We start from the raw sequence: 23,965 nt of genomic DNA, 5'->3' as shown, positions 1-23,965 counted from the left end.
AACGCGTCCCACAGGCAGCAGCAATGACGAGGCAAGGTATGGCTGAGGAGAGGCGCCCTCATCTGGTGGTCTTTACCGGCTCGGGCATCAGTGCCGAGAGCGGTATCCAGACCTTCCGTGCCAGTGATGGCCTTTGGGCGGACCACCCCATCGAGGCGGTGGCCACCCCCGAAGCCTGGCGTCGCGACCCTCGGCGGGTGCTGGAATTCTATAACACGCGCCGGACTCAGGTACGTCGGGCTCGGCCCAATGCCGCTCACAAGGCCCTGGCAAGACTGGAAAAACAGGGTTTCCGGGTCAGCATCATCACCCAGAACATTGACGACCTGCACGAGCGTGCAGGTTCGCGCAATGTGCTGCACCTGCATGGCGAGATCCTCAAGGCGCGCTCCACGGTAGACTCCCGCATGCAGTATCGACTCCCGCGTGGCGGCATCGAGCTGGGCGATATCTGCGACAAGGGGAGCCAGCTGCGCCCGGACGTGGTGTGGTTTGGCGAGAGCGTGCCGCACTTTGCCGAGGCTTGTGAGATCGTCGGCGAAGCGGACCTGCTGCTGGTGGTCGGCACCTCGCTTGCCGTCATGCCCGCCGCTTCATTGCTGAATCATGCCCCCTTGGAGGCCCCATGCGTGCTGGTGGATCCCGACGCCGAGGCCGTTTCGCCGCCCGGTGTGGCACGGCTGAGCCAGCCTGCCGGCAAAGGGGTGACGCAGCTGGTGCGCCATTGGAAGCGGGAGGGGCGGCTTTGGATGCCGGAAACCCTGATAGGCTAACGCCGTATCGCCAAGCGCAAACACTTTCCGGACAAAGCCGAGGACACGGAAAGGCATGATAGAATGCCGCCCCTTTCAGCACCGCGACAGGCTTTCATGTCGAACCAGACTCTCATGTCGAACCGGAACCCCGGCGATTTGACCGCCCGCGACCCCGCCACGGGCCATCCTCGGCCGCCGCGGCGTGAGTTCAAGGCGCGTGGCAGCTTCGTCGAGCGCTGCCCCGGCTGCAATCTGCCCCGCCTGAACTGCCTCTGCCCCTATCGACTCGCTGTGGAGAGTACGGTCCGTGTCTGGCTGTTGACGCACCCTCTGGAGCACCACAAGCCGACCAATACCGGCCGGTTGATCCATGACGTGCTGCCCGCCACCGAGGTGTTTACCTGGTATCGAACAAAACCGGACGAGCGGTTGCTGGCACTGCTTGAGGACAACCGCTTCGCTCCCTTCGTGATCTTTCCCGATGATCAGCCTGACTACGCCGACCGCGTGGTGGGCCTGGACGCTGTCGCGGGTGTCAAGGGTGAGGGGAAGATGCCGGTCTTTATTCTGCTTGACGGTACCTGGCGCCAGGCGCGGCGGATCTTTCGCAAGAGCCCTTACTTAGATCACCTGCCGGTACTGCCGCTGGCGACCGAGCGGCTGACCCGCTATCGGCTGCGCAAGCCAGCATCGGCGGCACACCTCTGCACGGCCGAGGTGGCTGCCGAACTGCTGCGTCAATCGGGTGATACCCTGGCCGGTGACGTGCTGGATGACTATTTCGACGCCTTCAACGACAGCTACGCCGCCAGCCGACGCTTCGAGAAGCTTCAGGAGCCGACGCCCGCCATGAAGCGACTGCAGGACCATCGCACCCGGTAAGCCTTCAGTCAGTTGCCCCGGCCACTCGAACGCAGGCGCGCCCCGCCTCCTTGGCCTGATACATGGCCATGTCGGCCCGATGCACCAGCTGGTGCGGCGTGTTACCCGGCTGCCAGGCGGTGACGCCGGGAAAGAGAGGTAACGCTCCTCGTCAACTGCCGAACAGCGCCCCGGCGATGCGGAACCCGGCGATCCAGGTGCCGGCGGCGGAGCCCAGCGTGGCGAACAGGAATACCAGCAGGGTGCGTGAGACCCGATTGCGCCACCAGCCCTTCAGCTCGATGACATCGTGGCGCAGGGTGGAAAAGTCGCGCACCTTGGGCTTGCGCATCCACAGCTCCACCCCGGCGGCGACGAAGCCGGCGCCGATGGTCGGGTTCAGCGAGGTGAGCGGTGCCGCGACCATGGTGGCCAGTACCGTGACCGGGTGAGCCAGGGCGGCCAGGGTGGCGAGCCCCGAGAGCACGCCGTTGATCAGGAACCACTCGCCGACCAGCTGCCAGCCCAGTTCGGTGTTGCGCGAGAAGCCGATGGCGAAGCCGGTCAGCACCAGGGCCGTGATCAGCCAGGGGAGTGAGCGCCAAATCCTCGACGGTGGCGGCGTGACTTCCAGCTTCTCTCGCTCTTCCCGGGGCGAGGTGGGCAGGGGTTCGCCGAAGCGCTCGGCCATGCCCTTCATATGCCCGGCACCGATCACCACCAGCACATTGCGATAGCGCCCGGGCGGGGCCTGCTCGGCCAGACACATCACCATGTAGCGGTCGCGCTCGGTGATCAGCGGTATGTAGAGCGCCTCGGACTCGGCGGCGAATTCGTTGAAGGTGGACTCCAGTACGTCGCCCTGCTTCAGCCGTTCGATCTCCTCGGGCTTGATCTCCTGGCGCGACAGTACGCTGCCGAGTAGCCCGGTGAACAGCGACATGCGCTGCCACCAGGGCACGTTGTGGTAGATGCGCTTCAGGGTGATGCCCACGTCGCGGTCGATCAGCAGCAAGGGCAGCTCGTGCCGGCGTGCCTCCTCCAGGGCGGCACGCATCTCGGCACCCGGCTCGATCCCCGACTGCTCGGCGACTCGCTGCTGGAAGGCGCCCAGCGCCAGGCTGGCGGCTACCATGCCGGCCTTGCCCTGGCGAAAAATTTCAAAGAGATCCTGCTTGCCCAGGGCGTCCGGGTCGCTGAGGTTCTGGTGGCGGGAATCACACAGCTCGATGGCCACGGCATCGAATTCACCGGAGCCGATCAGGCGGCGCACGTCATCGGCGCTCTGTGCCGAGACATGGGCAGTGCCCAGCAGGGTGTAGCGCGTCCCGCCCAGCTCGATGACTTGGCGCGGGCCGCTGAAGTCGCCTTCCTGGCGGGGGTCGGTCACGGTGTCCTGGGAGTGGGTCATGAACGCTCGGGGTTGAAAGGGGATGAATGCCTGATTATCCACGAAGCCGGCCCGCGCTCCAAACCCGGCCTGTCAGAAGTAGCATCAGACTTATCCAAGGAAACGCTGAACAAATAGCCGAGCGAGATGAAGCGCAAGGCGCACGGAGCACAGGAACGGAGCATATGGGGTATATGTGAGGATTCCGCGCACCGCGCAACGCAGCGATTCGCTCGTGTAGGCATTTGTGCAGCGTTTCCCTAACGGCGCCAGAAGGCTGGGGTAAACAGCACCAGCACCGTGAAGATCTCCAGTCGGCCGAGCAGCATTGCCACCACCAGGATCCATTTGCTGAGCGTGGGCATTTCGCCGTAATTCTCTGAGGCTTCCCCGAGTGCCGGGCCCAGGTTATTGAGCGCAGAGGCCACCGTCGACCAGGCCGTGACCTGGTCGACGCCAGTGGCCATGACGCCCACCAGCATCAGGAAGAACAGCATCACGTAGACCGAGAAGAAGCCCCACACCGCCTGGGCGATGCCGTCGGGCACGCTCACCTTGCCGATCTTGACCGCGATCACGGCGTTGGGGTGGATAAGGCGCATGACCTCACGCATGCCCTGCTTCAAGATCAGGATGATGCGGATCACCTTCATGCCACCGCCGGTGGAGCCGGAGCAGCCGCCGACGAAGGCCGCCACGAACAGCAGGAAGGGCAGCGCCCCTGGCCAGAGCGAGAAGTCGGCCACACTGAAGCCAGACGTGGTGGCGATCGATACCACCTGGAAGATACCGTGACGCAGGCCGCGCTCGGTATCGTAGGTGCCGGTGAGCCACAGCGAGATCACGGTGATGACGGACAGGAAAGCGAGGAACATCAGCAGGAAGCGGGCTTCCGGGTCCTGGAAATAGTGGCGGATGCGCCGGCCGCGCCAGGCCAGGAAGTGGAGGCTGAAACTCATTGCCGAGATGATCAGGAAAAACATGCAGATCAGCTCGATGGTGGCGCTGTCGAAGTGGCCGATACTGGCGTCATAGGTGGAGAAGCCGCCGATGGCCACGGTGGAGAAGCTGTGGCCCAGGGCATCGAACCAATTCATGCCGGCGGCCATGTAGGCCAGGAAGCAGGTGACGGTCAGGGCGGCGTAGATGTACCACAGCGCCTTGGCGGTCTCGGTGATGCGCGGTGTGAGCTTGGAGTCCTTCAGCGGCCCCGGGATCTCGGTGCGATAGAGGGCCATGCCCCCGACACCCAGGGTCGGCAGTATCGCCACCGCCAGCACCACGATCCCCATCCCGCCGAGCCACTGCAACTGCTGGCGATAGTAGAGGATCGACTCCGGCAGGAAGTCGATGCCGGTGATCACCGTGGCACCGGTGGTGGTCAGCCCCGAGAAGGATTCGAAAACCGCGTCGGTAGGAGACAGCGCAGCGTCCCCGGTCAACATCAGCGGCAGCGCGCCGAACAGCCCCAGTACGCTCCAGAACAGAGCGGCGATCAGGAAGCCATCGCGAGTGCGCAACTCCTTGCGAGCCAGTCGATTCGGTAGGTACATCACCAGCCCGGTCACCGCGGTGATGATGATCGCAATGGCGAAGGCATCCCACTGGGCATCGCCGAACAACAGTGAGATCAGGATGGGCGGCACCATGGTCAGGCTGAACATCATCAGCAGCATGCCCAGGATGCGCAGGATGATGCGCAGGCTCATGCGGTGATGGCCTTGGCGACAGGCGTGCGGACGATAAACGCAAAGCAGCAGCGTGACATCAGAGGCGCCCCGTTGGCATCAGAAGAAGGTCAGGCCGACCTGGAAGAGGCGTTCCACCTCGCGAATGCGGCGCTTGTCGATGACGAACAGGATCAGGTGGTCGCCCGACTCAACTACCACGTTGTCATGGGCGATCAGCACCTCCTTGCCGCGTACCAGTGCACCGATGGTGGTACCGCTGGGCAGGTCAATATCGCCAATGGCGCGGCCCACTACCTTGGAGGATTGCATGTCGCCGTGGGCGATAGCCTCGATGGCTTCGGCGGCACCGCGGCGCAGCGAGTGCACGTTGACGATGTCGCCGCGGCGCACGTGGGTCAGCAGGCTGCCGATGGTGGCCTGCTGCGGGGAGATGGCGATGTCGATCTCGCCGCCCTGGACCAGGTCGACGTAGGCAGCATTGTTGATCAGCGTCAGCACCTTCTTGGCGCCCATGCGTTTGGCCAGCATCGACGACATGATGTTGACCTCGTCGTCGTTGGTCAGTGCGCAGAAAATATCGCAGTCCTCGATATTCTCCTCTTCCAGCAGCCGCTTGTTGGTGGCACTGCCGTGCAGCACCACGGTGCGGTCGAGGCGCTCGGCGAGCACGGTGCAGCGCTCGATGCCGTGCTCGATGATCTTGACCTGGTGGCTGTGCTCGAGATGCTCGGCCAGCCGCTCGCCGATGTTGCCGCCGCCGGCGATCATCACCCGTCGGAAGTCACGGTCGACCCGACGCAGCTCGCTCATCACCGCACGGATGTCGCGGCGGGCAGCGATGAAGAAGACTTCGTCGTCAGCCTCGATTACGGTGTCGCCGCGAGGAATGATCGGCCGGTTGCGTCGGTAGATGGCTGCAACGCGGGTGTCGACACTCGGCATGTGGCGGCGCAGGAAGCCCAGGTCCTGGCCCACCAGCGGGCCGCCGTAGAACGCCTTGACCGCCACCAGCTGCACCAGCCCGCCGGCGAACTCCAGGACCTGAAGCGCGCCTGGGTGTTCGATCAACCGGCGGATATGGTCGGTGACCACCTGCTCAGGGCTGATCAGCACGTCGATAGGCACCGCCTCGTGGGCGAACAGACCCTTGCGGGTGAGGTAGGCGGTGGCGCGGACACGGGCGATCTTGGTCGGCGTGCGGAACAGGGTGTGGGCGACCTGGCAGGCGATCATGTTGACCTCGTCCTGGCTGGTCACCGCGATCAGCATGTCGGCATCTTCACAGCCGGCCTGGCGCAGCACCACGGGGTAGGAGCCCGGCCCCACCACGGTGCGTATGTCGAGCCGGGTGTGCAGCTCGCGCAGCCGTTCGGCGTCGGTGTCCACCACCGTGATGTCGTTTTCCTCGCGGGCCAGATGCTCGGCCAGCGTGCCGCCGACCTGGCCGGCGCCAAGAATGATGATCTTCATTGCTGTCGGGTCCGTGAAACGACTCTGCGACGCCGATTTGGCGCCGCAGCATGGTGGCTAGCATAAACCAGCCTTACACCGGGTAACAGACCGGGCCTGGCGGAGGGCGTCCTCAGTCCAGAGTGAACCCCACCTTGATCGTCACCTGCCAATGACCGACCTTGCCATTCTCGATGTGGCCCCGAGTGTCCGTTACTTCGAACCAGCGCATGCCGTGCAGGCTGTGCGACGCCTTTTCCAGCGCACGCTGGATGGCGTCCTCGATGCTCTTTTCCGAGGAGCCGGTCAACTCGATATGCTTGTAGACGTGATCGCTCATGGATGCTCCTTGCCCATATGATCGATGACAGAGCCATTTTAACCCTGCTTTTTCAGTCTGGCATAAAAAAAGCCGTCATGACTCTCCGGTTCTGGCAGCAACTGGCGACCGTCACCGACCGGCCGACCCCAGCTTAACTCCTGGGGAGTGGTAGCGATGGCGCCTGCCGTACGGGCGAGGAATGCCTCGATCTGTTCGTCGTTCTCTTCACGAAGCACCGAGCAGGTGGCGTAGACCATCGAACCGCCAGGTCGCAGCAGCGGCCAAAGGTTGTCAAGCAGGCGTGACTGGAGTTCGACCAGCTTGGGGATGTCCGATTGCCGTCGCAGGCGCTTGATGTCCGGGTGGCGGCGGACCACGCCGCTGCCTGAGCAGGGGGCGTCGAGCAGGATGGCATCGAAGGGCGTGCCGTTCCACCAGTCTCGTTGGGTGGCGTCAGCGTGCAGCAGTGTTGCCGAAAGGCCCAGTCGGGCCAGGGCGTCCTCTACCCGGGCGAGACGTGTGGCATCGCTGTCCAGCGCCAACAGGTCCACGTCGAACAGTTCCAGCAAGTGGGCGGCCTTGCCGCCGGGGGCGCAGCAAGCATCGAGTACACGCCCGCCGGGACGTGGTGCCAGCACTGGCCCGAGCAGTTCGGCGGCGAGCTGGGCGGCTTCATCCTGTACGCTGACATCGCCTTCGGAGAAGCCGGGCAGTGCCTGAACGTCACAGGGCGTGTCCAGTACCAGGCCGTCGGGTGAGTGATTACAGAGCCGGGCCTCGTGGCCTGAATCGATCAGCCTGGCCAGGTAGGCTTCCCGGTCGCCTCGGCGGCGATTGATGCGCAGCGTCATCGGTCCCGGTTCATTGTTGGCGGCGGCGATGGCGCGCCAGTCGTCGGGCCAGGCCTGGCGCAGCGCCTGGAGCAGCCAGCGGGGATGCAGCAGAGCCACGCCGGGGTCCCTGTCGACCTCGGCCTGCAGCGCCGCGGACTCCCGCTGCAGGCGGCGCAGGCAGCCGTTGAGCACCTTGGTCGCCCACTCCTTGCCCAGCAGCCTGGCTGCACCGGCTGTCTCGCCCACGGCGGCATGGGCCGGAATGCGCATGTAGAGCAGTTGGTGAATACCCAGCAGCAGCAGGGCCTGGATATCGGCATCGCGGGCTTTGAAGGGGGTCTTGAGCAACTGCGCGGCGAGCGCCTCCAGTCGAGGCAGCGTGCGGCAGACGCCGTAGCACATCGCCCTGAAAAGGGCGCGGTCCCGGGTGACGACCTGGTGATCATCCAGGTCGGCCAGGGACCCCTTGGCGGTGATGACTGGCACCAGTGTGCGGGCGGCACTGGCCCGCACCGCCTGGCCGCTGTCCTGAACAGCCTTTCCCGCACGGGAGGAGGGCGTCGATCGATGCATCAGGATGTCTCCTCGATGGCTTGTCCGAATAACAGGCCGGGTGCCAGGGTGTTGCTGCGGGCGTTGAGCAGGTCACGGGTCGCCAATGGCTTGCCGCCGGGCAGCTGGGCGCGTGTCACACGCAGTACCTCGGTGCCCTCCCTGCCGCAGGCGATGCGCAGGGCATCGGGGTCATGTTCGAGCAGGGTGCCGGGGGGTAGAGGTCGCTGACCATCATGACGGGACGTGGCCGTTGCCATCAACAGGCGCAGGCGCTGCTTGCCATGGGTGCACCATGCCACCGGCCAGGGATTGAAGGCGCGCACCCTGGCGGCAAGCACCGCAGCAGGCTGGCGGAAGTCCAACTCGGCCTCGGTCTTGCTGAGTTTGGCGGCGTAGGTTACGCCTTCCTCGGGCTGGGGGGTTGCCGTCAATGCACCATTCGCCAGGGCGTCGAGTGCCTCGACGATGGCCTCGCCGCCGAGGGTGGCAAGGGTGTCGTGCAGTTCGCCCCCGGTCGTGGTGGCCGAGATGGGGGTGCGCCTGATCAGCAGCATGTTGCCGGTATCGAGTCCGGCATCCATTTGCATGATGGTCACGCCGCTTTCGCTGTCTCCGGCCTCGATTGCCCGCTGGATGGGAGCGGCGCCGCGCCAGCGCGGCAGCAGTGAGGCGTGCACGTTGAGACAGCCCCTTGGAGGAATGTCCAGTACCGCCTGGGGCAGGATCAGGCCATAGGCGACCACTACCATGATGTCCGCCTCGAACCCGGCCAGCACGGCTTGAGTTTCTGGCGTCTTGAGGCTCTGTGGCTGCAGCACCGGCAAGTCATGCTCCAGCGCCAGTGCCTTGACCGGGCTGGCAGTGAGTTTGCGGCCACGTCCGGCGGGTCGGTCGGGCTGGGTGTAGACGGCGACCACGGAGTGGCGGCTTTGCAGCAGTGCAGCCAGGCTGGAAGCGGCGAAGTCGGGGGTGCCGGCGAAAACGACACGCAGGGGTGGGGGCATGATTTCGAAGCCTTGCCAGTGGGCGATGTTTCCCATCATAACGGAGGCGGGCGGAAACGACGAAGGCCGACTTCGTTACGTCGGCCTTCGGGTAGAAAAAATGGGTTCTACGCAGACTGGCGTGAAGAGGCCGAAGGCCTCCCGGCGGTGTTGCCGAGGTTCGCGTCCATCACCGGCGTTCCAGCCTCCGCCAAGGCGCCTGGCGGCGCCAGTCGCGATGCGGAGCAGCGCTCCAACAGCGGCTTTCTCCACCGACGGCGCCACGCCGTTGTTGGAGTATCTTCAGCTCACGACTGGAGGCCGAAGGACTCCCGGCGGTGTTGCCAGTGCCAGCGAACATCGCCAACGCTGTGGCCTCCGCCAAGGCGCCTGACGGCGCCAGTCGCGATGGAAACCAGCGCTCCGACAGCGATCCTCTCCACCGACAGTGCCACGTCGTTGTTGGAGTATCTTCAGATCACGACTGGAGGCCGAAGGACTCCCGGCGGTGTTGCCAATGCCGGCGACCACTGCCAGCGTTTCAGCCTCCGCCGAGGCGCCTGGCGGCGCCAATCGCGATGGGGACCAGCGCTCCGACAGCGATCCTCTCCACCGACAGTGCCACGTCGTTGTTGGAGTATCTTCAGATCACGACTGGAGGCCGAAGGACTCCCGGCGGTGTTGCCAATGCCGGCGACCACTGCCAGCGTTTCAGCCTCCGCCGAGGCGCCTGGCGGCGCGAGTCGCGATGCGGAGCAGCGCTCCAACAGCGACCCTCTCCACCGACGGTGCCACGCCATTTTGTAGGAGCATCTTCAGATCACGACTGGAGGCCGCGACTCCCGGCGGTGTTGCCAATGCCGGCGACCATCGCCTACGCCGTGGCCTCCGCCAAGGCGCCTATCGGCGCCTATCGGCGCCAGTCGCGATGCGGAGCAGCGCTCCAACAATGATTCTTTCTACCGACGGTGCCACGCCGCTGTTGGAGTAGCTTCAGCTCACGACTGGAGGCCGCAGGCCTCCCGGCGGGGTTGCCAGTGCCGGCGACCATCGCCTACGCCGTGGCCTCCGCCAAGGCGCCTATCGGCGCCAGTCGCGATGCGGAGCAGCGCTCCAACAGCGACCCTCTCCACCGACGGCGCCACGCCGTTGTTGGAGTATCTTCAGCTCACGACTGGAGGCCGAAGGACTCCCGGCGGTGTTGCCAATGCCGGCGACCACTGCCAGCGTTTCAGCCTCCGCCGAGGCGCCTGGCGGCGCGAGTCGCGATGCGGAGCAGCGCTCCAACAGCGACCCTCTCCACCGACGGCGCCACGCCGTTGTTGGAGTAGCTTCAGCTCACGACTGGAGGCCGAAGGCCTCCCGGCGGTGTTGCCAACGTTCGCGGCCATCACCGGCGTTCAAGCCTCCGCCAAGGCGCCTGGCGGCGCCAGTCGCGATGGGGACCAGCGCTCCAACAATGATTCTTTCTACCGACGGTGCCAAGCCGCTGCAAGAGTAGCTTCAGCTCACGACTGGAGGCCGCAGGCCTCCCGGCGGTGTTGCCAACGTTCGCGGCCATCACCGGCGTTTCAGCCTCCGCCGAGGCGCCTGGCGGCGCCAGTCGCGATGCGGAGCAGCGCTCCAACAACGATCCTCTCCACCAACGGCGCCACGCGCTGTTGGAGTATCTTCAGATCACGACTGGAGGCCGAAGGCCTCCCGGCGGTGTTGCCAACGTTCGCGGCCATCACCGGCGTTCCAGCCTCCGCCGAGGCGCCTGACGGTGCCAGTCGCGATGCAGAGTCGGGGCACCGAACCGAGCGCTCCAACAAGGAGCGCCTGCGTCGCTATCGCCGAGGCGTCCTTCCACAATGCAGTCTGTGCAGAGCAGATTCACGCCAAAGTGTGAAGAACCAAAAAATGCGGGGTTCAGGCGTCCTGCATCTGCTTGTGGCGTTTCTGCATCTTCTTCAGCACCCGGTCCCGCTTCAATGGAGAGAGATAGTCGACGAACAGCACCCCTTCCAGGTGATCGTATTCGTGCTGGATACAGTGGGCCAGTAGTCCTTCGGCATCGAGCTCGTAGGGCTTGCCGTCCCGGTCCAGCGCCTTGAGGTGCACCTTCAGCGCACGGGGAACCTCGGCGTAATACTCGGGAATCGACAGGCAGCCCTCGGACATGAGGTCGCGCTCGTCGCCGGTCGGCGTGTACTCGGGGTTGATCAGTACCAGTGGGCTGGCACGGCTGTCACTGACGTCCATCACGATGACGCGGCGATGGACGTCGACCTGGGTGGCGGCAAGCCCGATACCGCTGGCTTCGTACATGGTCTCGAGCATGTCGTCGACCAGCTGGCGCACCTCGTCATCGACTGCATCGACCAGCGCCGCCTTGGTGCGCAGCCGTTCGTCGGGGAATTCGAGGATAGGTAATATGGCCATGGCGTTGGAACCACCGTTATGCTGTCATCAGGGATTGCCTTATTCTAGGGGGCTGGGGCTCGGGGTGAAACCGCCCTTTCGCCTATTATTTCGATAAAATCAGACTATAACACGGTGCTCAGGTTCCCGGCGGGGGTGGCGTAAGGCCTCAGGGTTGCCGGGATGGGTCGAGAGCAGGGGGGATTGGCGGATGGCGGAATGCATCGACAGGGCAGGGCGCGGCTGGCTGGCTGGCTGTTTCAGGATTGTCTTGATAAGCGGCGGCTGTATCGTGATGTTGCTCGGCGCAGCGTCGGCCAAGGCTCAGGGCCTCACCTGGGAGGAGGGGCTACGTGGTGACGCTCCCGACCGATATACCGTGGTGCGTGGCGATACCCTCTGGGGTATCTCCGGGCGCTTCCTGCAGCACCCCTGGCAGTGGCCGGAGGTGTGGCAGGTCAACCCCCAGATCCGTAACCCACACCTCATCTATCCTGGCGATGTGGTCTACCTCTATGACTGCAACGGCCGCCCCTGCCTTGGCCTCGAGCGCGGGCAAGGCATTGTCCAGCTCTCGCCGGAGGTGCGGCGTATTCCTGCCCGAGAAGCCATAGAGCCGATCCCCCTGGAGATGATTCGTCATTTCCTGCGCGACCATCGGGTCATCGACGGCCCGGAGGCGCTGGACGAGTTGGCCTATGTGGTGGCCGGCGACGACCGTCGCATCATCAGCGGGGCGGGTGATCGGTTCTATGCGCGTGGCCAGATCCCGCGCGGCCCCCGGTACGGCATCTATCGCATCGGCGAGCGCTACATCGACGCCGTGTCTGGTGAGCTGCTGGGCTTGGAACTGGAGGGCGTCGGTGAGGCACGGGTAGAGCGCTCCGAGAAGGATATCGTCGTGCTCGAGGTGCTGTCGGCCTCTCAGGAGGTGCGCAACAATGACATCATCCTGCCGCTGGAGAGCCGCGAGCTGATCAGGGAATTCGTCCCCCGCGCCCCGGATAGCACGGTCGGGGGTCGCATCCTGGCAGCGCCCGGTGGTGTACGCTTCATCGGACGGCTGCAGGTGGTGGCGCTGGATCGCGGCCGCCGCGACGGTCTGGAAGCCGGTCATGTACTTCAGGTCGAGCAGCAGGGTGAGCGGGTCAACGATCCGCGCAGCGGCGAGGTCCTGCGGCTGCCCGGTAACGAGGCGGGCTTGATCATGGTATTTCGCCCCTATGAGAAGATGAGCTATGGCCTGGTGATGCGCGCTTCCCGCGCGCTGGAAGTCGGTGACCGGGTGCACAATCCCCGCCATGGGCGTGGGGTGGCGCTGCGGTGAAAGTGGTGTCACCGGGCGCGCGGGAGTGGCTGGCGGTGATGCGCCTGCCGGGAATGGGGGCGTCACGCCTGGCCGAGCTGGTGACGACAGACCCGGCCTGGCCCGACGGCTGGCTGGCACGCCTACCGCGACAGGCCGCCTCGGCGCTGCGGCTGTGGCTCGATCATCCCGCTCGCAGCCCCCTAGACGCCCTGGTCGATGCCGACCTGGCCTGGTTGAACGCCGATCCGACCCGACACCTGCTCTTTCCCGGCCACGTGGCGTGGCCGGCGCTGCTCGGCCAGATTGCCGATCCCCCGCCGGTACTCTGGGCCCTCGGCGATCTCGACGCACTATTGCCCCCTGCGCTGGCGATCGTCGGTTCGCGGCGACCTACTCGAGAGGGCCTGACCAATGCGGCGGCCTTTGCTCGCGAGCTGGCACTGCGGGACTGGTGCGTGAACAGCGGCCTGGCGCTGGGCATCGACGGTGCCGCGCAGCGCGCTGCCTTGGAAGCCGGCGGGCGCAGTGTGGCGGTGCTGGGTTGCGGCGTCGATGTGATATACCCGCCCCGCCATGCGGGGCTGTACCAACAATTGCTCGATCGCGGCGGTCTGGTGCTTTCCGAACACCCGCCCGGTACTCGGGCGCGGCCAGGCTTCTTTCCCCGCCGCAACCGCATCGTTACCGGACTCTCTCTTGGCGTGCTGGTGGTGGAAGCCGCAGAAAAGAGCGGCTCGCTGGTCAGTGCACGGCTCGCCGTCGAGCAGAATCGCGATGTTTTTGCGCTGCCCGGCTCGATCCACAACCCCCAGGCTCGGGGCTGCCTGCAGCTGATTCGCCAGGGGGCGGTGCTGGTGCGGCGGCTCGACGATATTCTCGAAGAGCTGACCCACTGGGCGGCGCCCGCCTTCACGACGCTTTCCTCAACGGCGCTTTCCCCGACGGCCTCTGAGTGTGCTGCGTCAGGCGATGGCGGGGGTGACCCGCTGCTGCGCTGGCTCAGCGATTCCCCTTCACCGCTGGATGCACTGGTAGCTCTGACCGGCCTGGCCGTACCCGACTGCCAACGCCGCCTGCTGGAACTCGAACTGGAAGGCCTCGTTGCCCAGGCGCCGGGCGGCTGGGTGCGCCTGCCGGGTGGGGTTTAGGAGCCTGTCGGGCTTAACACTGATCTACTGCGAAATCCGGATTTTCGGCCAATTCCATTCGATTTGTTTCGTTAAAGAGCCCCACTATTCGCCTCTACAGATCGATAAACTTGTCTCGAAAACCGTATCTCTCGCTACGATCGGTCAAGCCCGACAGGCTCCTGAGCGTGATAGCATATTGGCCGGCCGATATCCGTGTCTTGCCGGCCGGATGTAGGGAGCCGTAATGTCTGTGTTCGTAACGTCGAGGGTCAACCCGGTATGCCTCAGGTAACGTCTCTTTCCAACGCCGTGGCCGCGCTGCGTGCCGGCGGTATGATTGCTTACCCCACCGAAGGCGTGTGGGGGTTGGGCTGTGACCCCGACAATGACACGGCCGTGGCACAACTGCTGAGGCTCAAGCAGCGTGACCCGGCCAAGGGGCTGATTCTGATCGCCGCCAGCATCGAGCAGTTCACCCCATGGCTCGAGGGCCTGCCGCTGGAACTGCATGCCCCGTTGGTCGCTTCCTGGCCGGGGCCTCACACCTGGTTGGTGCCGGATAACGGCCGCACCCATGCGCTGGTGCGTGGTGCCCATGATTGTGTAGCCCTGCGGGTCAGCGACCATCCCGGCGTGGTGGCACTCTGCGAGGCCTTCGGCGGCCCCTTGGTGTCGACGTCGGCCAACCGTGCCGGCGAGCCCTCAGCGCTTAGTGCCAAGGAGGTCCACGAGGCCTTTGGCGACGAGCTCGACGCCATCGTCGAAGGCGAGCTCGGCGGGCATGATCGCCCGAGTACCATTCGCGACCTGCGCAGTGGTCGGGTGCTGCGCGCCTGACGGCGGGCTCGGCGAAAGGAGACCTCATGGCACGTGCCAACCTTGAAGACGTCAAGATCTACCTGCTCGATCTACAGGAGCGGCTGTGCCAGGCCCTGGCCGCGGAAGATGGCGAGGCGCACTTCCACGAAGACAGCTGGCAGCGTGATGCAGGGGGGGGCGGCCGCTCCCGGGTGCTCGAGCATGGCCGGATCTTCGAGAAGGGCGGCGTCAATTTCTCCCATGTCTTTGGTGACCTGTTGCCCCCCTCGGCGACCGCTGCCCGCCCTGAGCTCGCCGGGCGCGGCTTTCAGGCAGTCGGCGTTTCCTGGGTGATGCACCCCGAAAACCCCCACGTACCGACCAGTCATGGCAACGTACGGTTCTTCATTGCCGAGAAAGAGGGCGAGGTGCCGGTCTGGTGGTTCGGCGGCGGCTTCGACCTGACACCCTTCTACCCGTTTCACGAGGACGTGCTGCACTGGCATCGAGTGGCACGGGATGCCTGCGCCCCCTTTGGTGATGACGTCTATCCGCGCTTCAAGGCGTGGTGCGATGACTACTTCTATCTCAAGCATCGCGAGGAAACCCGCGGCGTCGGGGGACTCTTCTTCGACGATTTCAACGAGTGGGGCTTTGATCGCAGCTTTGCCTTCCAGCGGGCCATCGGTAACGCTTTCCTTGCGGCCTACCTGCCCATCGTGCGTCGTCGCAGCGAGATGTCCTGGAACGAGCGCGAACGTGACTTCCAGCTCTACCGTCGTGGCCGCTACGTGGAGTTCAACCTGGTGTGGGACCGGGGCACCCTGTTTGGTCTTCAGAGCGGCGGACGCACCGAGTCGATCCTGATGTCGATGCCGCCCCTGGCCCGCTGGGAATATGACTGGACGCCCGAGCCCTGTAGCGCCGAGGAGGTGCTGTATCGGGATTACTTGCATCCCCGAGATTGGTTGAACGAGGAGGAGCCTGTTTCATGACCGACCGCTACTGTGTCTTCGGCAACCCCATCTCGCATTCCAAGTCACCAATGATCCATGCCGCCTTTGCCGAGCAGAATGGTGAGGATATCGACTACATCGCCACCGAGGCACCGCTGGATGATTTTGTCGGCGCCTGGCGCGCCTTTACCGCCTCAGGAGGGTGGGGAGCCAACGTCACGGTGCCGTTCAAGGAGCAGGCGTTTTCGCTTTGCGACACGCTGAGTGAGCGTGCTCGGCGTGCAGGGGCGGTGAATACTCTGCTTTTGGGTACTGACGGCCTAACCTACGGGGATACCACCGACGGAGTGGGCCTGGTTCGCGACCTGGAGCACCATGGGGTGAGCCTGGCGGGTGCCCGGATCCTGGTGCTGGGGGCTGGCGGAGCGGTCCGGGGGGTGCTCGAGCCGCTGCTGGCGGCCGGTCCGGCCAGTGTGCTGGTGGCCAACCGCACCGCGTCCAAGGCCACGACCCTTGCAGTGGACTTTCACGACCTGGGCGCGATCCAGGGCAGTGGATTCGAGGCGGTGACAGGCCAGTTCGACCTGGTAGTCAACGGTACCAGCGCGAGCCTGGCGGGTGAGCTGCCGCCGCTGCCTGAGGACCTCTTTGCGGACGGCGCTACCGCTTACGACATGATGTACGGTGCCGAGCCGACGGTTTTTTTACGCTGGGCCAGCGGTCTTGGGGCCGTTCCGGTCGACGGGCTGGGCATGCTGGTGGAGCAGGCCGCGGAATCCTTTCTGCTGTGGCGCGGAAAACGTCCGTTGACGGAGTCGGTGAGAGAGAGATTGCGGCGGGCTTTATAAATGGAGCTTGTCGGACTTAACGCTGATCTGCTGCGAGACCCGGTCTTTCGGCCTATTTGATTCGATCTGATTCGTTAAATAGCGTGCTATTGGTCTCATCAGATCGATAAACTTGCCTCGAAATTCAATTTTCTCGCGATTAGCGTTCAGTCCTCAGCGTCGTTTGACGTAGAGCCCGGCCATGCAGACGACCAGACCAGCCACGGAGAGCAGCATTCCGCCGTTGACCAGCAAGGGCTGGCGTTCCACCCAAGGCACGAAGGGCTGGGATGTGTCGCGGCAGATGCCGTCCAGATAGTCCCAGTACCCACCCTGCATCAAGGTGCATTCGCGTACGTCACTGAGTTCCCAGAAGTAAATGCCCATCAGCGTCAGTGGGGGCACTATCAACAGCAGTAGTCCAAGTTTCAGCATTCGCTTTCCAGAAGTGGTTTAGGGGCGGGGGCAGTTGGGCGTTCGCCCGGCCTGGCGTGCCTGCTCGTAGCGGCTCATGGCGCTGCCCATCTGAGCCTGCAGCCCCTGCATGCGCTGGCCATGGCTGGGGTGGGTGGACATCCACTCCGGCGGCTGGCCACCATTGGCGCTCATGTTCTCCCAAAGGGCCAGACTCGCGCGTGGGTCGAAGCCCGCATCGGCCATCAGGCGCAGGCCAACCACGTCGGCCTCGCTCTCGTGGCGGCGCGAGAAGGGCAGCAGAATGCCGTACTGGGCACCGAGGCCCAGCGCACCCATCAACTGCTGGCCGCCCTGTCCCTGCATGCCCGAGGCGGAGCCCAGCACCGAGAGGGCAAGCTGGGTCGAGGTGTGGGTCGAAACCCGTTCATTGGCATGGTTGGCGATGACGTGGCCGATTTCGTGGCCCACCACGGCGGCGAGCTGGTCCTGGGTCTTGGCGATATCGAGCAGGCCGGTGTTGACGCCCATGTAGCCACCGGGCAGGGCGAAGGCGTTGGCCTGCTCCGACTCGAAGACACGGATCTGCCAGTCCTTGTCGCGCTCCCGCTCCGGCAGTTCAGCGACGATGGCATTAGCCACGCATTGGGCATAGCGCTGATGGGCCTGGCCAGCCGCCGGTAGGTCCTGCTGATACTGCGCGAAGGCCTCGCGCCCCATTTCATTGAGCTGCGAATCGGACATCAGCGTGAGCTGCTGCCGACCGGTGGGTGAGGTCGTACAGGCAGCGAGGGTCAGGACCAGAGCGGTCATGGCAATAGGGCGAATCCAGCGCATAGCGAAAATCTCCTGTGTCCGGGACTATTGAGACCCTGGACGGGGATGACGGTTCGCCACAAGATACCCCGTACCACGGTAAGGTCAACTGTGACCGCGCTTAGCCATCGAAGAGGAGCCGCCGCCAATGGATTCCGAACTCACCCGACGCCTGTCCCGCCTGCTCGATCACGTGGAGCACTGGTTGCCCCCGGTACCCGAGGAGGTCGACTGGGAACGCGATGTGGCCGCCCTGTGGCAGCGCCACGCCCTGGGCGGGCGGCTGCTGCCGGTGCCGCCCCGCGATGCCCTGGCACTGGACGACCTGCTGGGCATCGAACGCCAGAAGCTGGCGTTGATCGACAACACCCGCGCCTTCCTGCAGCGGCTACCGGCCAACCATGCCCTGCTGTGGGGCTCCCGTGGCAGCGGCAAGTCGTCGCTGATTCGTGCTCTGCTCAACAGCCTGGCGGCGGAAGGGCTCAGACTGGTACAGGTCGACCGCCATGACCTCTCCGGGTTGCCGACCCTGGTGGAGCAGCTACGTCATCAGCCCCAGCGTTTCGTCGTCTACTGTGACGATCTCTCCTTCGAGGGCCACGATGACGCCTACAAGGCACTAAAAAGCGTGCTCGACGGAGCCCTGACCGGGCCGCCGGAGAACGTGCTGCTGTATGCCACCTCCAATCGCCGCCACCTGCTTCCCGAATCGTTGTCGGACAACGAGGCGTCGCAACTGGTGGGAGACGAGCTGCACCATGGCGATGCCGTGGAGGAGAAAATCTCGCTTTCCGACCGTTTCGGCCTGTGGCTGGGTTTCTATCCCTTCAATCAGGACACCTACCTGGAGGCCTGTTGCCACTGGGTCACCCAACTGGGCAGTGCCAAGGACTGGGGGAGCGAAGCCCGCGCCGAGGCGATCCGCTTCGCTACCCTGCGTGGTGGCCGCAGCGGCCGCGGGGCCTGGCAGTTTGCCAGCCACTGGGTGGGGCGTCGTCGCCTGCACGGGAAGTAGCCGCCAGACGCGCCCCGGTTCCGTCAGCGTTTACCCGCGAGGTATCAGCCTGCCGTCCTCTCCCACGCCCAGGCGGATGGTGGGGGTGAGCAGGCCCGCGGGCAGGGTCATGCCCAGGCCGTGCAGGTCGCCGGGGGTGATGGCCAGCTCGCTGCCGGCGGGCAGTTCGCCCTGGCGGGCCAGCTGGCTTGCCAGTTCCACCATGGGGGCCAGTCGCTCGCGGCCGCCATCGAGCAGGTCGAAGGCCACCGGCAGGCGCAAGTTGGCATCGTCACCCGAAGTCAGGGTCACGTCCTGCTCGTAGTTGCCGCTGACCGGTTCGACGCCCGGCATGTCCAGCGTCCAGCGAAAGCCTGACATTTCCACCGGCGGCATCCCGGTGGGCAGCCCCAGACCCATGGCCAGGGTCGCCTGCACCGGCAGGCTGCCGGCACCGAGACTCGACAGCGCCAGTGACATGATATCGCTGGTGTCGAGGCGGGCATCCACGGCGTAGGAGCCGATACGTACCTCTTCGACCCCCAGGGAGGTGACCGCCAGGCGGAAGGCGAACAGGCCGGTCTGGGGCAGTGCCAGGCAGCCGGTGAGCAGCATGGCCAAGCTCAGCGGGGCAAGTGGGCGCCAGCGCCGACGGCACAGGAAGAATTTCGTCAGTAAGCGGGTCAGGATCATGCAAGGAAATCCTTGCCCGGAAGGGCAGCAGCGAATGGCAAATGGGCGTATTTCAGGTTTGGTGGGTCTTGCTGTCAAGAAAATTTCAGCAACGGAACAGTAACCGGAAAGAGCCAAGACACGACGGGGAAGCGGCGCCGCCTACCGGGGGTCGGCGACGCCTGACGCGGTGGGTGCTTCAGCGACGGCTCTTGCGAGCCTCCTTGGTACGACCCAACTCACGCTTCTTGGCTTTCTCGCGATCGCTGGTGTCGGCCATGGGGTCGAAGGGGTTGCTGCCGGAGCGGAATTCAAAGCGAATCGGCGTGCCGCGAACTTTGAGCACCTTGCGGAAGGTATTGATCAGGTAGCGCTTGTAGGCTTCGGGCAGTGCCTCGGTCTGGTTGCCGTGCACCACGATGATGGGCGGATTGCTGCCGCCCTGATGCGCCATGCGCAGCTTGATGCGGCGGCCTTGCACCAGGGGGGGCGAATGCTGGCTGACGGCATCCTGCAGCAGGGTGGTGAGACGGTTGGTCGACCAGTGGCTATTGGCGGACGCGAAGGCGCGTTCGATGGAGGGATAGAGGTCACCCACCGCAGTGCCGTGTAGGGCCGAGATGAAGTGCAGCTCGGCGTAGTCGGCGAAGCCCAGGCGGCGCTTGATCTCGGCGCGCATCTTCTCCTTGGCCTCGGTCTCCAGCCCGTCCCACTTGTTGACCGCCAGCACCAGGGCACGTCCGGTGGTCAGCACGTAGTCGAGAAGATGCAGGTCCTGCTCTACTAGACCACTGCTGCCATCCAGCACCATGACGGCGACATGACACTCCTTGATCGCCTCCAGGGTCTTGATGATCGAGAACTTCTCGAAGGTCTCGCGGACGTTCTTGCGTCGCCGCACGCCGGCGGTATCGATCAGCACATAGGGCTTGCCGCGGCGTTCGAAGGGGATCTCGATGGCGTCCCGGGTGGTGCCGGCCTCGTCGAAGACCACGACCCGCTCCTCGCCCAGCAGCCGGTTGACCAGGGTCGACTTGCCCACGTTGGGCCGGCCGATCACGCCGATGCGAATCCCCTTGGTGCCGGTGTCGGCAGGGATGCTCTCGTCGCGTTCGGGAAAGCGCTCGAGTACCGTCTCGATCAGGGTGGTGACGTTGCGACCGTGGGCCGCGGCGATGGGGAAGGGATCGCCGAGCCCCAGCGCCCAGAAATCGGCCATGGCCGAGTGCTCTTCCAGGCCGTCGGTCTTGTTGACCACCAGCCAGGTCTTCTTCTGGTTGACCCGCAGGTGGTTGGCGATGGCCTCGTCGGCTACGTTGAGGCCGGCCCGGGCATCGACCATGAACAGCACGATGTCGGCCTCATCGATGGCCGCTAGCGACTGTTCGGCCATGGCGGCGTCGATACCTTCCTCGTCCCCGCTGATGCCGCCGGTGTCGATGACCGTATAACTCTTGTTGCCGAGCAGGCCGTTACCGTACTTGCGGTCGCGGGTGAGGCCAGGGAAGTCAGCCACCAGAGCGTCCCGCGAGCGGGTCAGGCGGTTGAACAGGGTCGACTTGCCCACATTGGGCCGGCCGACCAGGGCAATCACAGGCGTCATCGGCGGATGTCCAGGGCTTCCAGGCGACCGTTATTGGCCAGCACGTAGATGCGCCGCTCATCGGTGACAGGCCGCACACTGATGCCCGAGCTGTCTATCCGGGTTCGGGCGGTGAAGCGACCGCTCTGGGTATCGACCAGATGCAGGTAGCCCTCGAAGTCGCCCACCACCAGGTTGCCGCCGGCGAAGGCCGGGGCGGTGAGCCAGCGCCCTTCGAGATCGCGGTTGCGCCACACTTCCTCGCCGCTGCGCGCATCGATGGCGATCAGGTGACTGGCTTCGTTGACGGTGAAGAGGCGGTCGCCGACCAGGACCGGTGTCAGGTGGCTGGAGTGTTCACGCTCCCACAGAATTTCACCGGTGTTGGCCTGCAGGGCCACCAGGCGTCCGTTGTAACTGGTCACGAACAGGCGTCCATCCGGCGTCAGTACCGGCTGGCCGCCTAGATCGACCATGCGATCGACCTCGCTGCGGCCCTGTGGCACGGCAATGCGCCGCTCCCAAAGTGGCTGTCCACTGCGATTGTCCAGGGTGACCAGACGACCGTTGGCGAAGCCAGCGAAGGTCACTGGGTCGATCACCGACGGCGTGCCGGTGCCGCGCAGGGTAAGGGCGGGTTCGGTGGTGCTGTGCGACCAGCGCTCCTGGCCGTTGCTGCGGTTCAGGGCGGTGATGCTGCCATCGACGCTCTGCACCACCAGCAGCTGCTGGGTAGGCTGGGGAGCGGCCAGTACTTCACTGGGAACCCGCGAGCGCCACAACACGTCACCGTCGGCCTGGCTGAGCGCCAGCACTTCGCCATTTCGCGTGCCCAGGTAAATCTCGCCGGCCACGGCGGTCAGGGCGCTGGAAACGCCGACATCGAGGTCCTTTTGCCACAGCCGGCTGCCGCTGTTGGCATCGAATGCCATTACCCGGCCGCGCTCGTCGGCGGCATAGAGGGTGCCGTCGTCCAGCGACGGGGCAATGGGGTACTGGGCCCGCCCCAGTCCCTGGCCAACCCGCTGGCGCCAGTCGCTATGCAGCTCGGCGGTGGCATCGAAGCGAGTGAGTTCTTTGGGCGAATAGCGTGGCTCTGACTTGTTGGCGCAACCGGCCAGCAGGCCGATAGTGAGCGTGGCAACAATGGCCAGGGATGCATTGCGCCGCATGATAGAAATCATAGTATCGCCTCTTCAACACCAAGATCTTCCAGCTTGAGCTGGACACCATAGATCGGTTGGTCACGCTGCTCGGCGTGGGCCAGCGCTTCACGCCAGGCCTCGCGCGCCTGGTCTTGGCGGCCCAACGCGAGCTGGGCGTCACCGCGAATATCGGCCCGCTGGGCAGCAAGCGCGTCGGGGATGCCGCTGCCGAGGGTATCGAGAGCCGATTCGGCATCGCCCTGGGCGATCTGCAGTCGCGCCAGGCGCAGTCGCGCCAGACCCTGGAGGTACTCACGCCCGCTGGTCTCGATCACCGCGCGCAATGCGGCCTGTGCGGCATCGTGGTCGTCCTGTTCCACGGCCAGGCGAGCATCGATCAGCCGTGCCATGTCGGCATAGAGCGTGCGGCCATGGTTGTCGACGATCTCGTCGGCAAGCGTGCGGGCTCGGGCAAGGCCTTCGCCATCCAGCGTTTCCGAGTCTGCCAGGTTGACCAACTGCTGGTAGCGCAGCGAAGCCGCCTCGGACTGGTTTTCCTGATAGTTCTGCCAGGCGTTCCAGCCGAATATGCCGGCAGCGGCGAGGGCTACACCGGCGACCAACGCGGTGCCGTTCTCCTTCCACCATCGCTTGATAGCATCCAGCTGCTCTTCTTCAGTTCTCAGCTCCGCCACGGGCGGTCTCCTTTACAGCATGTCCGGTTCGGGTCAGGCGATCGCATTATCCAACAGCTTTGCCTGACAACAATGTGGCGAGGTCGGTGCCTATCGAGCGCCGATTCAGGCTCTGCTGATCACGCGCTTCGCGCAGGAACTTCAGGGTCACTCGATCATTGGCCAATTCATCCTCACCCAGCAGCAGGGCGAGGCGGGCACCGCTCTTGTCGGCCTTCTTGATGCGACTCTTGAAGCTGCCTCCCCCGCAGTGCAGTTGCAAACGCAGGTCAGGCAGCGACGTGCGTAGCTGCTCGGCCAGCAGCATGGCGCTGGCAGTGGCGTCATCATCCATGGGCAGCAGGTAGACGTCCAGCTCCTCCAGGGCGCTTGGGGGCACCAGCTCCAGGGTCTGCAGCAGCAGAATGAGCCGTTCGATGCCCATGGCGAAGCCCACGGCCGGGGTCGGCTTGCCGCCGAGTTGCTCAACCAGGCCGTCATAGCGTCCGCCAGCACATACCGTGCCCTGGCTGCCCAGCGCCGTGGTGGTCCATTCGAAGACGGTACGGCAGTAGTAGTCAAGGCCACGCACCAGGCGCGGATTGATCACGTAGTCGATGCCGGCCGCCTCAAGCAGGGCCGTGAGCTGCTCGAAGTGCTCGCGGGATCCGTCGTCCAGGTGGTCCATGAGCCGGGGCGCATCGGCCAGCATCGGCGCCATGTCAGGGTTCTTCGAATCCAGGATGCGCAGCGGGTTGCTGGTCAGGCGGCGCAGGGAATCCTCGTCGAGCTGATCGCGGTGCGCCTCGAAATAGGCCACCAGCTTGTCACGATAGGTGGCACGTGCCTCGTTTGAGCCCAGTGAGTTGAGCTCCAGGGTGACATGCTCGAGCAGGCCCAGTTCCTTCCACAGCCGTGCCGAGAGCAGGATCACCTCGGCGTCGATGTCGGGACCGTCCAGGCCGAAAGCTTCCAGACCGACCTGATGAAACTGCCGATAACGTCCCTTCTGCGGGCGCTCGTGGCGAAACATTGGGCCCTGGTACCACAACCGCTGGGTCTGGTTGTGCAGCATACCGTTCTCCATAGCGGCGCGCACGCAGCTTGCCGTGCCCTCTGGGCGCAGGGTCAGGCTGTCACCATTACGATCCTCGAAGGTATACATCTCCTTTTCGACGATGTCAGTGACTTCGCCGATGGAGCGGGCGAACAGCGCGGTCTGCTCGACGATTGGCGTACGAATCTCGGCGTAGCCGTAGCGCTGCATCAGCGACTGCACCTTGCCCTCGAAGTACTGCCATAGCGACGAGTGCTCCGGCAGCAGGTCGTTCATGCCGCGAATGGCCTGGATCTTTTTCTTGCTCGGCTCTTTATTGCTGACTGGGGACTTGCTCAATGCTGACTCC

21 protein-coding genes and 2 pseudogenes are annotated in these 23,965 nt (G+C 64.8%); 8 read left to right on the top strand and 15 right to left on the bottom strand.

The genetic code is table 11. The annotated features are described in order from the left end of the window. Positions 1-38: 38 nt before the first annotated feature. The gene (locus DU490_RS06845) at positions 39-773 is read left to right on the top strand and encodes an NAD-dependent deacylase (protein WP_114573579.1); all 735 of its coding nucleotides are present in this window, start codon (positions 39-41) and stop codon (positions 771-773) included. A 96-nt stretch (positions 774-869) separates the two neighbouring features. Next, entirely contained in the window at positions 870-1,637 is a 768-nt protein-coding gene (locus DU490_RS06840; RefSeq protein ID WP_404872838.1) for a tRNA-uridine aminocarboxypropyltransferase, read from the top strand. Positions 1,638-1,641: 4 nt separating this feature from the next. Here DU490_RS06840 and DU490_RS06835 read toward each other — a convergent pair. The 8 genes and pseudogenes from DU490_RS06835 to def all read right to left on the bottom strand — a co-directional run. Next, positions 1,642-1,752, bottom strand: a pseudogene (locus DU490_RS06835) (hypothetical protein); the annotation flags it as partial. A gap of 36 nt (positions 1,753-1,788) precedes the next feature. Continuing rightward, complete coding sequence (locus DU490_RS06830; RefSeq protein WP_114573578.1) at positions 1,789-3,027, bottom strand: TraB/GumN family protein; 1,239 nt, start codon at positions 3,025-3,027, stop codon at positions 1,789-1,791. Between the two features lie 239 nt (positions 3,028-3,266). Continuing rightward, on the bottom strand, positions 3,267-4,715 hold the full coding sequence (locus DU490_RS06825) for a TrkH family potassium uptake protein (RefSeq protein ID WP_114573577.1): 1,449 nt from the start codon (positions 4,713-4,715) through the stop codon (positions 3,267-3,269). A 78-nt stretch (positions 4,716-4,793) separates the two neighbouring features. Beyond that, positions 4,794-6,170, bottom strand: a pseudogene (trkA, locus tag DU490_RS06820) (Trk system potassium transporter TrkA); the annotation flags it as partial. A gap of 109 nt (positions 6,171-6,279) precedes the next feature. Next, positions 6,280-6,486, bottom strand: a complete 207-nt coding sequence (locus DU490_RS06815) for a dodecin (RefSeq protein WP_114573575.1) — start codon at positions 6,484-6,486, stop codon at positions 6,280-6,282. 38 nt (positions 6,487-6,524) lie between these two features. Next, positions 6,525-7,874, bottom strand: a complete 1,350-nt coding sequence (gene rsmB, locus DU490_RS06810; protein ID WP_114573574.1) for a 16S rRNA (cytosine(967)-C(5))-methyltransferase RsmB — start codon at positions 7,872-7,874, stop codon at positions 6,525-6,527. Further along, positions 7,874-8,860: a methionyl-tRNA formyltransferase gene (fmt, locus tag DU490_RS06805; RefSeq protein WP_114573606.1), complete on the bottom strand. Its 987-nt coding sequence runs from the start codon at positions 8,858-8,860 to the stop codon at positions 7,874-7,876. The genes rsmB and fmt overlap by 1 nt, the downstream gene beginning before the upstream one ends. A 1,890-nt stretch (positions 8,861-10,750) precedes the next feature. After that, positions 10,751-11,263 (bottom strand): peptide deformylase, encoded by a 513-nt coding sequence (gene def / locus DU490_RS06800; RefSeq protein ID WP_114573573.1) that lies wholly within the window; start codon positions 11,261-11,263, stop codon positions 10,751-10,753. Between the two features lie 274 nt (positions 11,264-11,537). Between def and DU490_RS06795 the strand changes: the two genes are divergently transcribed. The 5 genes from DU490_RS06795 (at position 11,538) to aroE (ending at position 16,283) form a co-directional block, all read left to right on the top strand. Continuing rightward, the gene (locus tag DU490_RS06795) at positions 11,538-12,569 is read left to right on the top strand and encodes a LysM domain-containing protein (RefSeq protein WP_181869990.1); all 1,032 of its coding nucleotides are present in this window, start codon (positions 11,538-11,540) and stop codon (positions 12,567-12,569) included. A gap of 38 nt (positions 12,570-12,607) precedes the next feature. After that, entirely contained in the window at positions 12,608-13,699 is a 1,092-nt protein-coding gene (dprA, locus tag DU490_RS06790; protein ID WP_114573571.1) for a DNA-processing protein DprA, read from the top strand. A 261-nt stretch (positions 13,700-13,960) separates the two neighbouring features. Beyond that, a complete protein-coding gene (locus DU490_RS06785; protein ID WP_114573570.1) occupies positions 13,961-14,518 on the top strand; it encodes an L-threonylcarbamoyladenylate synthase in 558 nt (185 codons plus the stop codon). 26 nt (positions 14,519-14,544) lie between these two features. Further along, on the top strand, positions 14,545-15,474 hold the full coding sequence (gene hemF / locus DU490_RS06780) for an oxygen-dependent coproporphyrinogen oxidase (protein ID WP_114573569.1): 930 nt from the start codon (positions 14,545-14,547) through the stop codon (positions 15,472-15,474). Then, on the top strand, positions 15,471-16,283 hold the full coding sequence (aroE, locus tag DU490_RS06775) for a shikimate dehydrogenase (protein ID WP_114573568.1): 813 nt from the start codon (positions 15,471-15,473) through the stop codon (positions 16,281-16,283). Before hemF ends, aroE begins: the two co-directional genes overlap by 4 nt. Before the next feature lie 153 nt (positions 16,284-16,436). On the opposite strand, the gene DU490_RS06770 is transcribed toward aroE, so the two are convergent. Both DU490_RS06770 and DU490_RS06765 read right to left on the bottom strand, forming a co-directional pair. Beyond that, positions 16,437-16,697: a hypothetical protein gene (locus DU490_RS06770; protein WP_114573567.1), complete on the bottom strand. Its 261-nt coding sequence runs from the start codon at positions 16,695-16,697 to the stop codon at positions 16,437-16,439. A gap of 18 nt (positions 16,698-16,715) precedes the next feature. Continuing rightward, positions 16,716-17,513, bottom strand: a complete 798-nt coding sequence (locus tag DU490_RS06765) for a M48 family metallopeptidase (protein ID WP_114573566.1) — start codon at positions 17,511-17,513, stop codon at positions 16,716-16,718. 127 nt (positions 17,514-17,640) lie between these two features. Between DU490_RS06765 and DU490_RS06760 the strand changes: the two genes are divergently transcribed. Next, positions 17,641-18,507 carry an ATP-binding protein gene (locus DU490_RS06760; protein ID WP_114573565.1) on the top strand — a complete coding sequence of 289 codons (867 nt, stop codon included), beginning with the start codon at positions 17,641-17,643 and terminating at the stop codon, positions 18,505-18,507. 30 nt (positions 18,508-18,537) lie between these two features. Here DU490_RS06760 and DU490_RS06755 read toward each other — a convergent pair whose 3' ends face one another. The 5 genes from DU490_RS06755 to hisS all read right to left on the bottom strand — a co-directional run bounded on the left by DU490_RS06755 (position 18,538) and on the right by hisS (position 23,955). Further along, on the bottom strand, positions 18,538-19,179 hold the full coding sequence (locus DU490_RS06755) for a hypothetical protein (RefSeq protein WP_404872837.1): 642 nt from the start codon (positions 19,177-19,179) through the stop codon (positions 18,538-18,540). Positions 19,180-19,357: 178 nt separating this feature from the next. After that, positions 19,358-20,761, bottom strand: a complete 1,404-nt coding sequence (gene der / locus DU490_RS06750; protein ID WP_114573564.1) for a ribosome biogenesis GTPase Der — start codon at positions 20,759-20,761, stop codon at positions 19,358-19,360. Further along, positions 20,758-21,912 carry an outer membrane protein assembly factor BamB gene (gene bamB, locus DU490_RS06745; protein WP_258801414.1) on the bottom strand — a complete coding sequence of 385 codons (1,155 nt, stop codon included), beginning with the start codon at positions 21,910-21,912 and terminating at the stop codon, positions 20,758-20,760. Before bamB ends, der begins: the two co-directional genes overlap by 4 nt. An 8-nt stretch (positions 21,913-21,920) precedes the next feature. Then, entirely contained in the window at positions 21,921-22,580 is a 660-nt protein-coding gene (locus DU490_RS06740; protein ID WP_114573562.1) for a tetratricopeptide repeat protein, read from the bottom strand. A gap of 46 nt (positions 22,581-22,626) precedes the next feature. Next, complete coding sequence (hisS, locus tag DU490_RS06735; RefSeq protein WP_258801410.1) at positions 22,627-23,955, bottom strand: histidine--tRNA ligase; 1,329 nt, start codon at positions 23,953-23,955, stop codon at positions 22,627-22,629. Positions 23,956-23,965 lie beyond the last annotated feature (10 nt).

Origin of the sequence: Halomonas sp. DQ26W, assembly GCF_003339685.1 — a bacterium.
Classification (GTDB): Bacteria; Pseudomonadota; Gammaproteobacteria; order Pseudomonadales; family Halomonadaceae; genus Halomonas.
The sequence above is the reverse complement of the archived record's forward strand: the minus strand, read 5'-3'. Positions and strand labels throughout refer to the sequence as shown.

What these genes read in the sequence shown, in the direction of transcription:
- der (WP_114573564.1), bottom strand. Translation starts at nt 20,761, where the DNA reads ATGACGCCTGTGATTGCCCTGGTCGGCCGGCCCAATGTGGGCAAGTCG.
- DU490_RS06825 (WP_114573577.1), bottom strand. Translation starts at nt 4,715, where the DNA reads ATGAGCCTGCGCATCATCCTGCGCATCCTGGGCATGCTGCTGATGATG.
- rsmB (WP_114573574.1), bottom strand. Translation starts at nt 7,874, where the DNA reads ATGCATCGATCGACGCCCTCCTCCCGTGCGGGAAAGGCTGTTCAGGAC.
- DU490_RS06755 (WP_404872837.1), bottom strand. Translation starts at nt 19,179, where the DNA reads ATGATCCTGACCCGCTTACTGACGAAATTCTTCCTGTGCCGTCGGCGC.
- dprA (WP_114573571.1), top strand. Translation starts at nt 12,608, where the DNA reads ATGCGCCTGCCGGGAATGGGGGCGTCACGCCTGGCCGAGCTGGTGACG.
- DU490_RS06845 (WP_114573579.1), top strand. Translation starts at nt 39, where the DNA reads ATGGCTGAGGAGAGGCGCCCTCATCTGGTGGTCTTTACCGGCTCGGGC.
- def (WP_114573573.1), bottom strand. Translation starts at nt 11,263, where the DNA reads ATGGCCATATTACCTATCCTCGAATTCCCCGACGAACGGCTGCGCACC.
- hemF (WP_114573569.1), top strand. Translation starts at nt 14,545, where the DNA reads ATGGCACGTGCCAACCTTGAAGACGTCAAGATCTACCTGCTCGATCTA.
- fmt (WP_114573606.1), bottom strand. Translation starts at nt 8,860, where the DNA reads ATGCCCCCACCCCTGCGTGTCGTTTTCGCCGGCACCCCCGACTTCGCC.
- DU490_RS06795 (WP_181869990.1), top strand. Translation starts at nt 11,538, where the DNA reads ATGTTGCTCGGCGCAGCGTCGGCCAAGGCTCAGGGCCTCACCTGGGAG.
- DU490_RS06760 (WP_114573565.1), top strand. Translation starts at nt 17,641, where the DNA reads ATGGATTCCGAACTCACCCGACGCCTGTCCCGCCTGCTCGATCACGTG.
- bamB (WP_258801414.1), bottom strand. Translation starts at nt 21,912, where the DNA reads ATGCGGCGCAATGCATCCCTGGCCATTGTTGCCACGCTCACTATCGGC.
- DU490_RS06840 (WP_404872838.1), top strand. Translation starts at nt 870, where the DNA reads ATGTCGAACCAGACTCTCATGTCGAACCGGAACCCCGGCGATTTGACC.
- DU490_RS06785 (WP_114573570.1), top strand. Translation starts at nt 13,961, where the DNA reads ATGCCTCAGGTAACGTCTCTTTCCAACGCCGTGGCCGCGCTGCGTGCC.
- DU490_RS06815 (WP_114573575.1), bottom strand. Translation starts at nt 6,486, where the DNA reads ATGAGCGATCACGTCTACAAGCATATCGAGTTGACCGGCTCCTCGGAA.
- DU490_RS06830 (WP_114573578.1), bottom strand. Translation starts at nt 3,027, where the DNA reads ATGACCCACTCCCAGGACACCGTGACCGACCCCCGCCAGGAAGGCGAC.
- aroE (WP_114573568.1), top strand. Translation starts at nt 15,471, where the DNA reads ATGACCGACCGCTACTGTGTCTTCGGCAACCCCATCTCGCATTCCAAG.
- DU490_RS06765 (WP_114573566.1), bottom strand. Translation starts at nt 17,513, where the DNA reads ATGCGCTGGATTCGCCCTATTGCCATGACCGCTCTGGTCCTGACCCTC.
- DU490_RS06770 (WP_114573567.1), bottom strand. Translation starts at nt 16,697, where the DNA reads ATGCTGAAACTTGGACTACTGCTGTTGATAGTGCCCCCACTGACGCTG.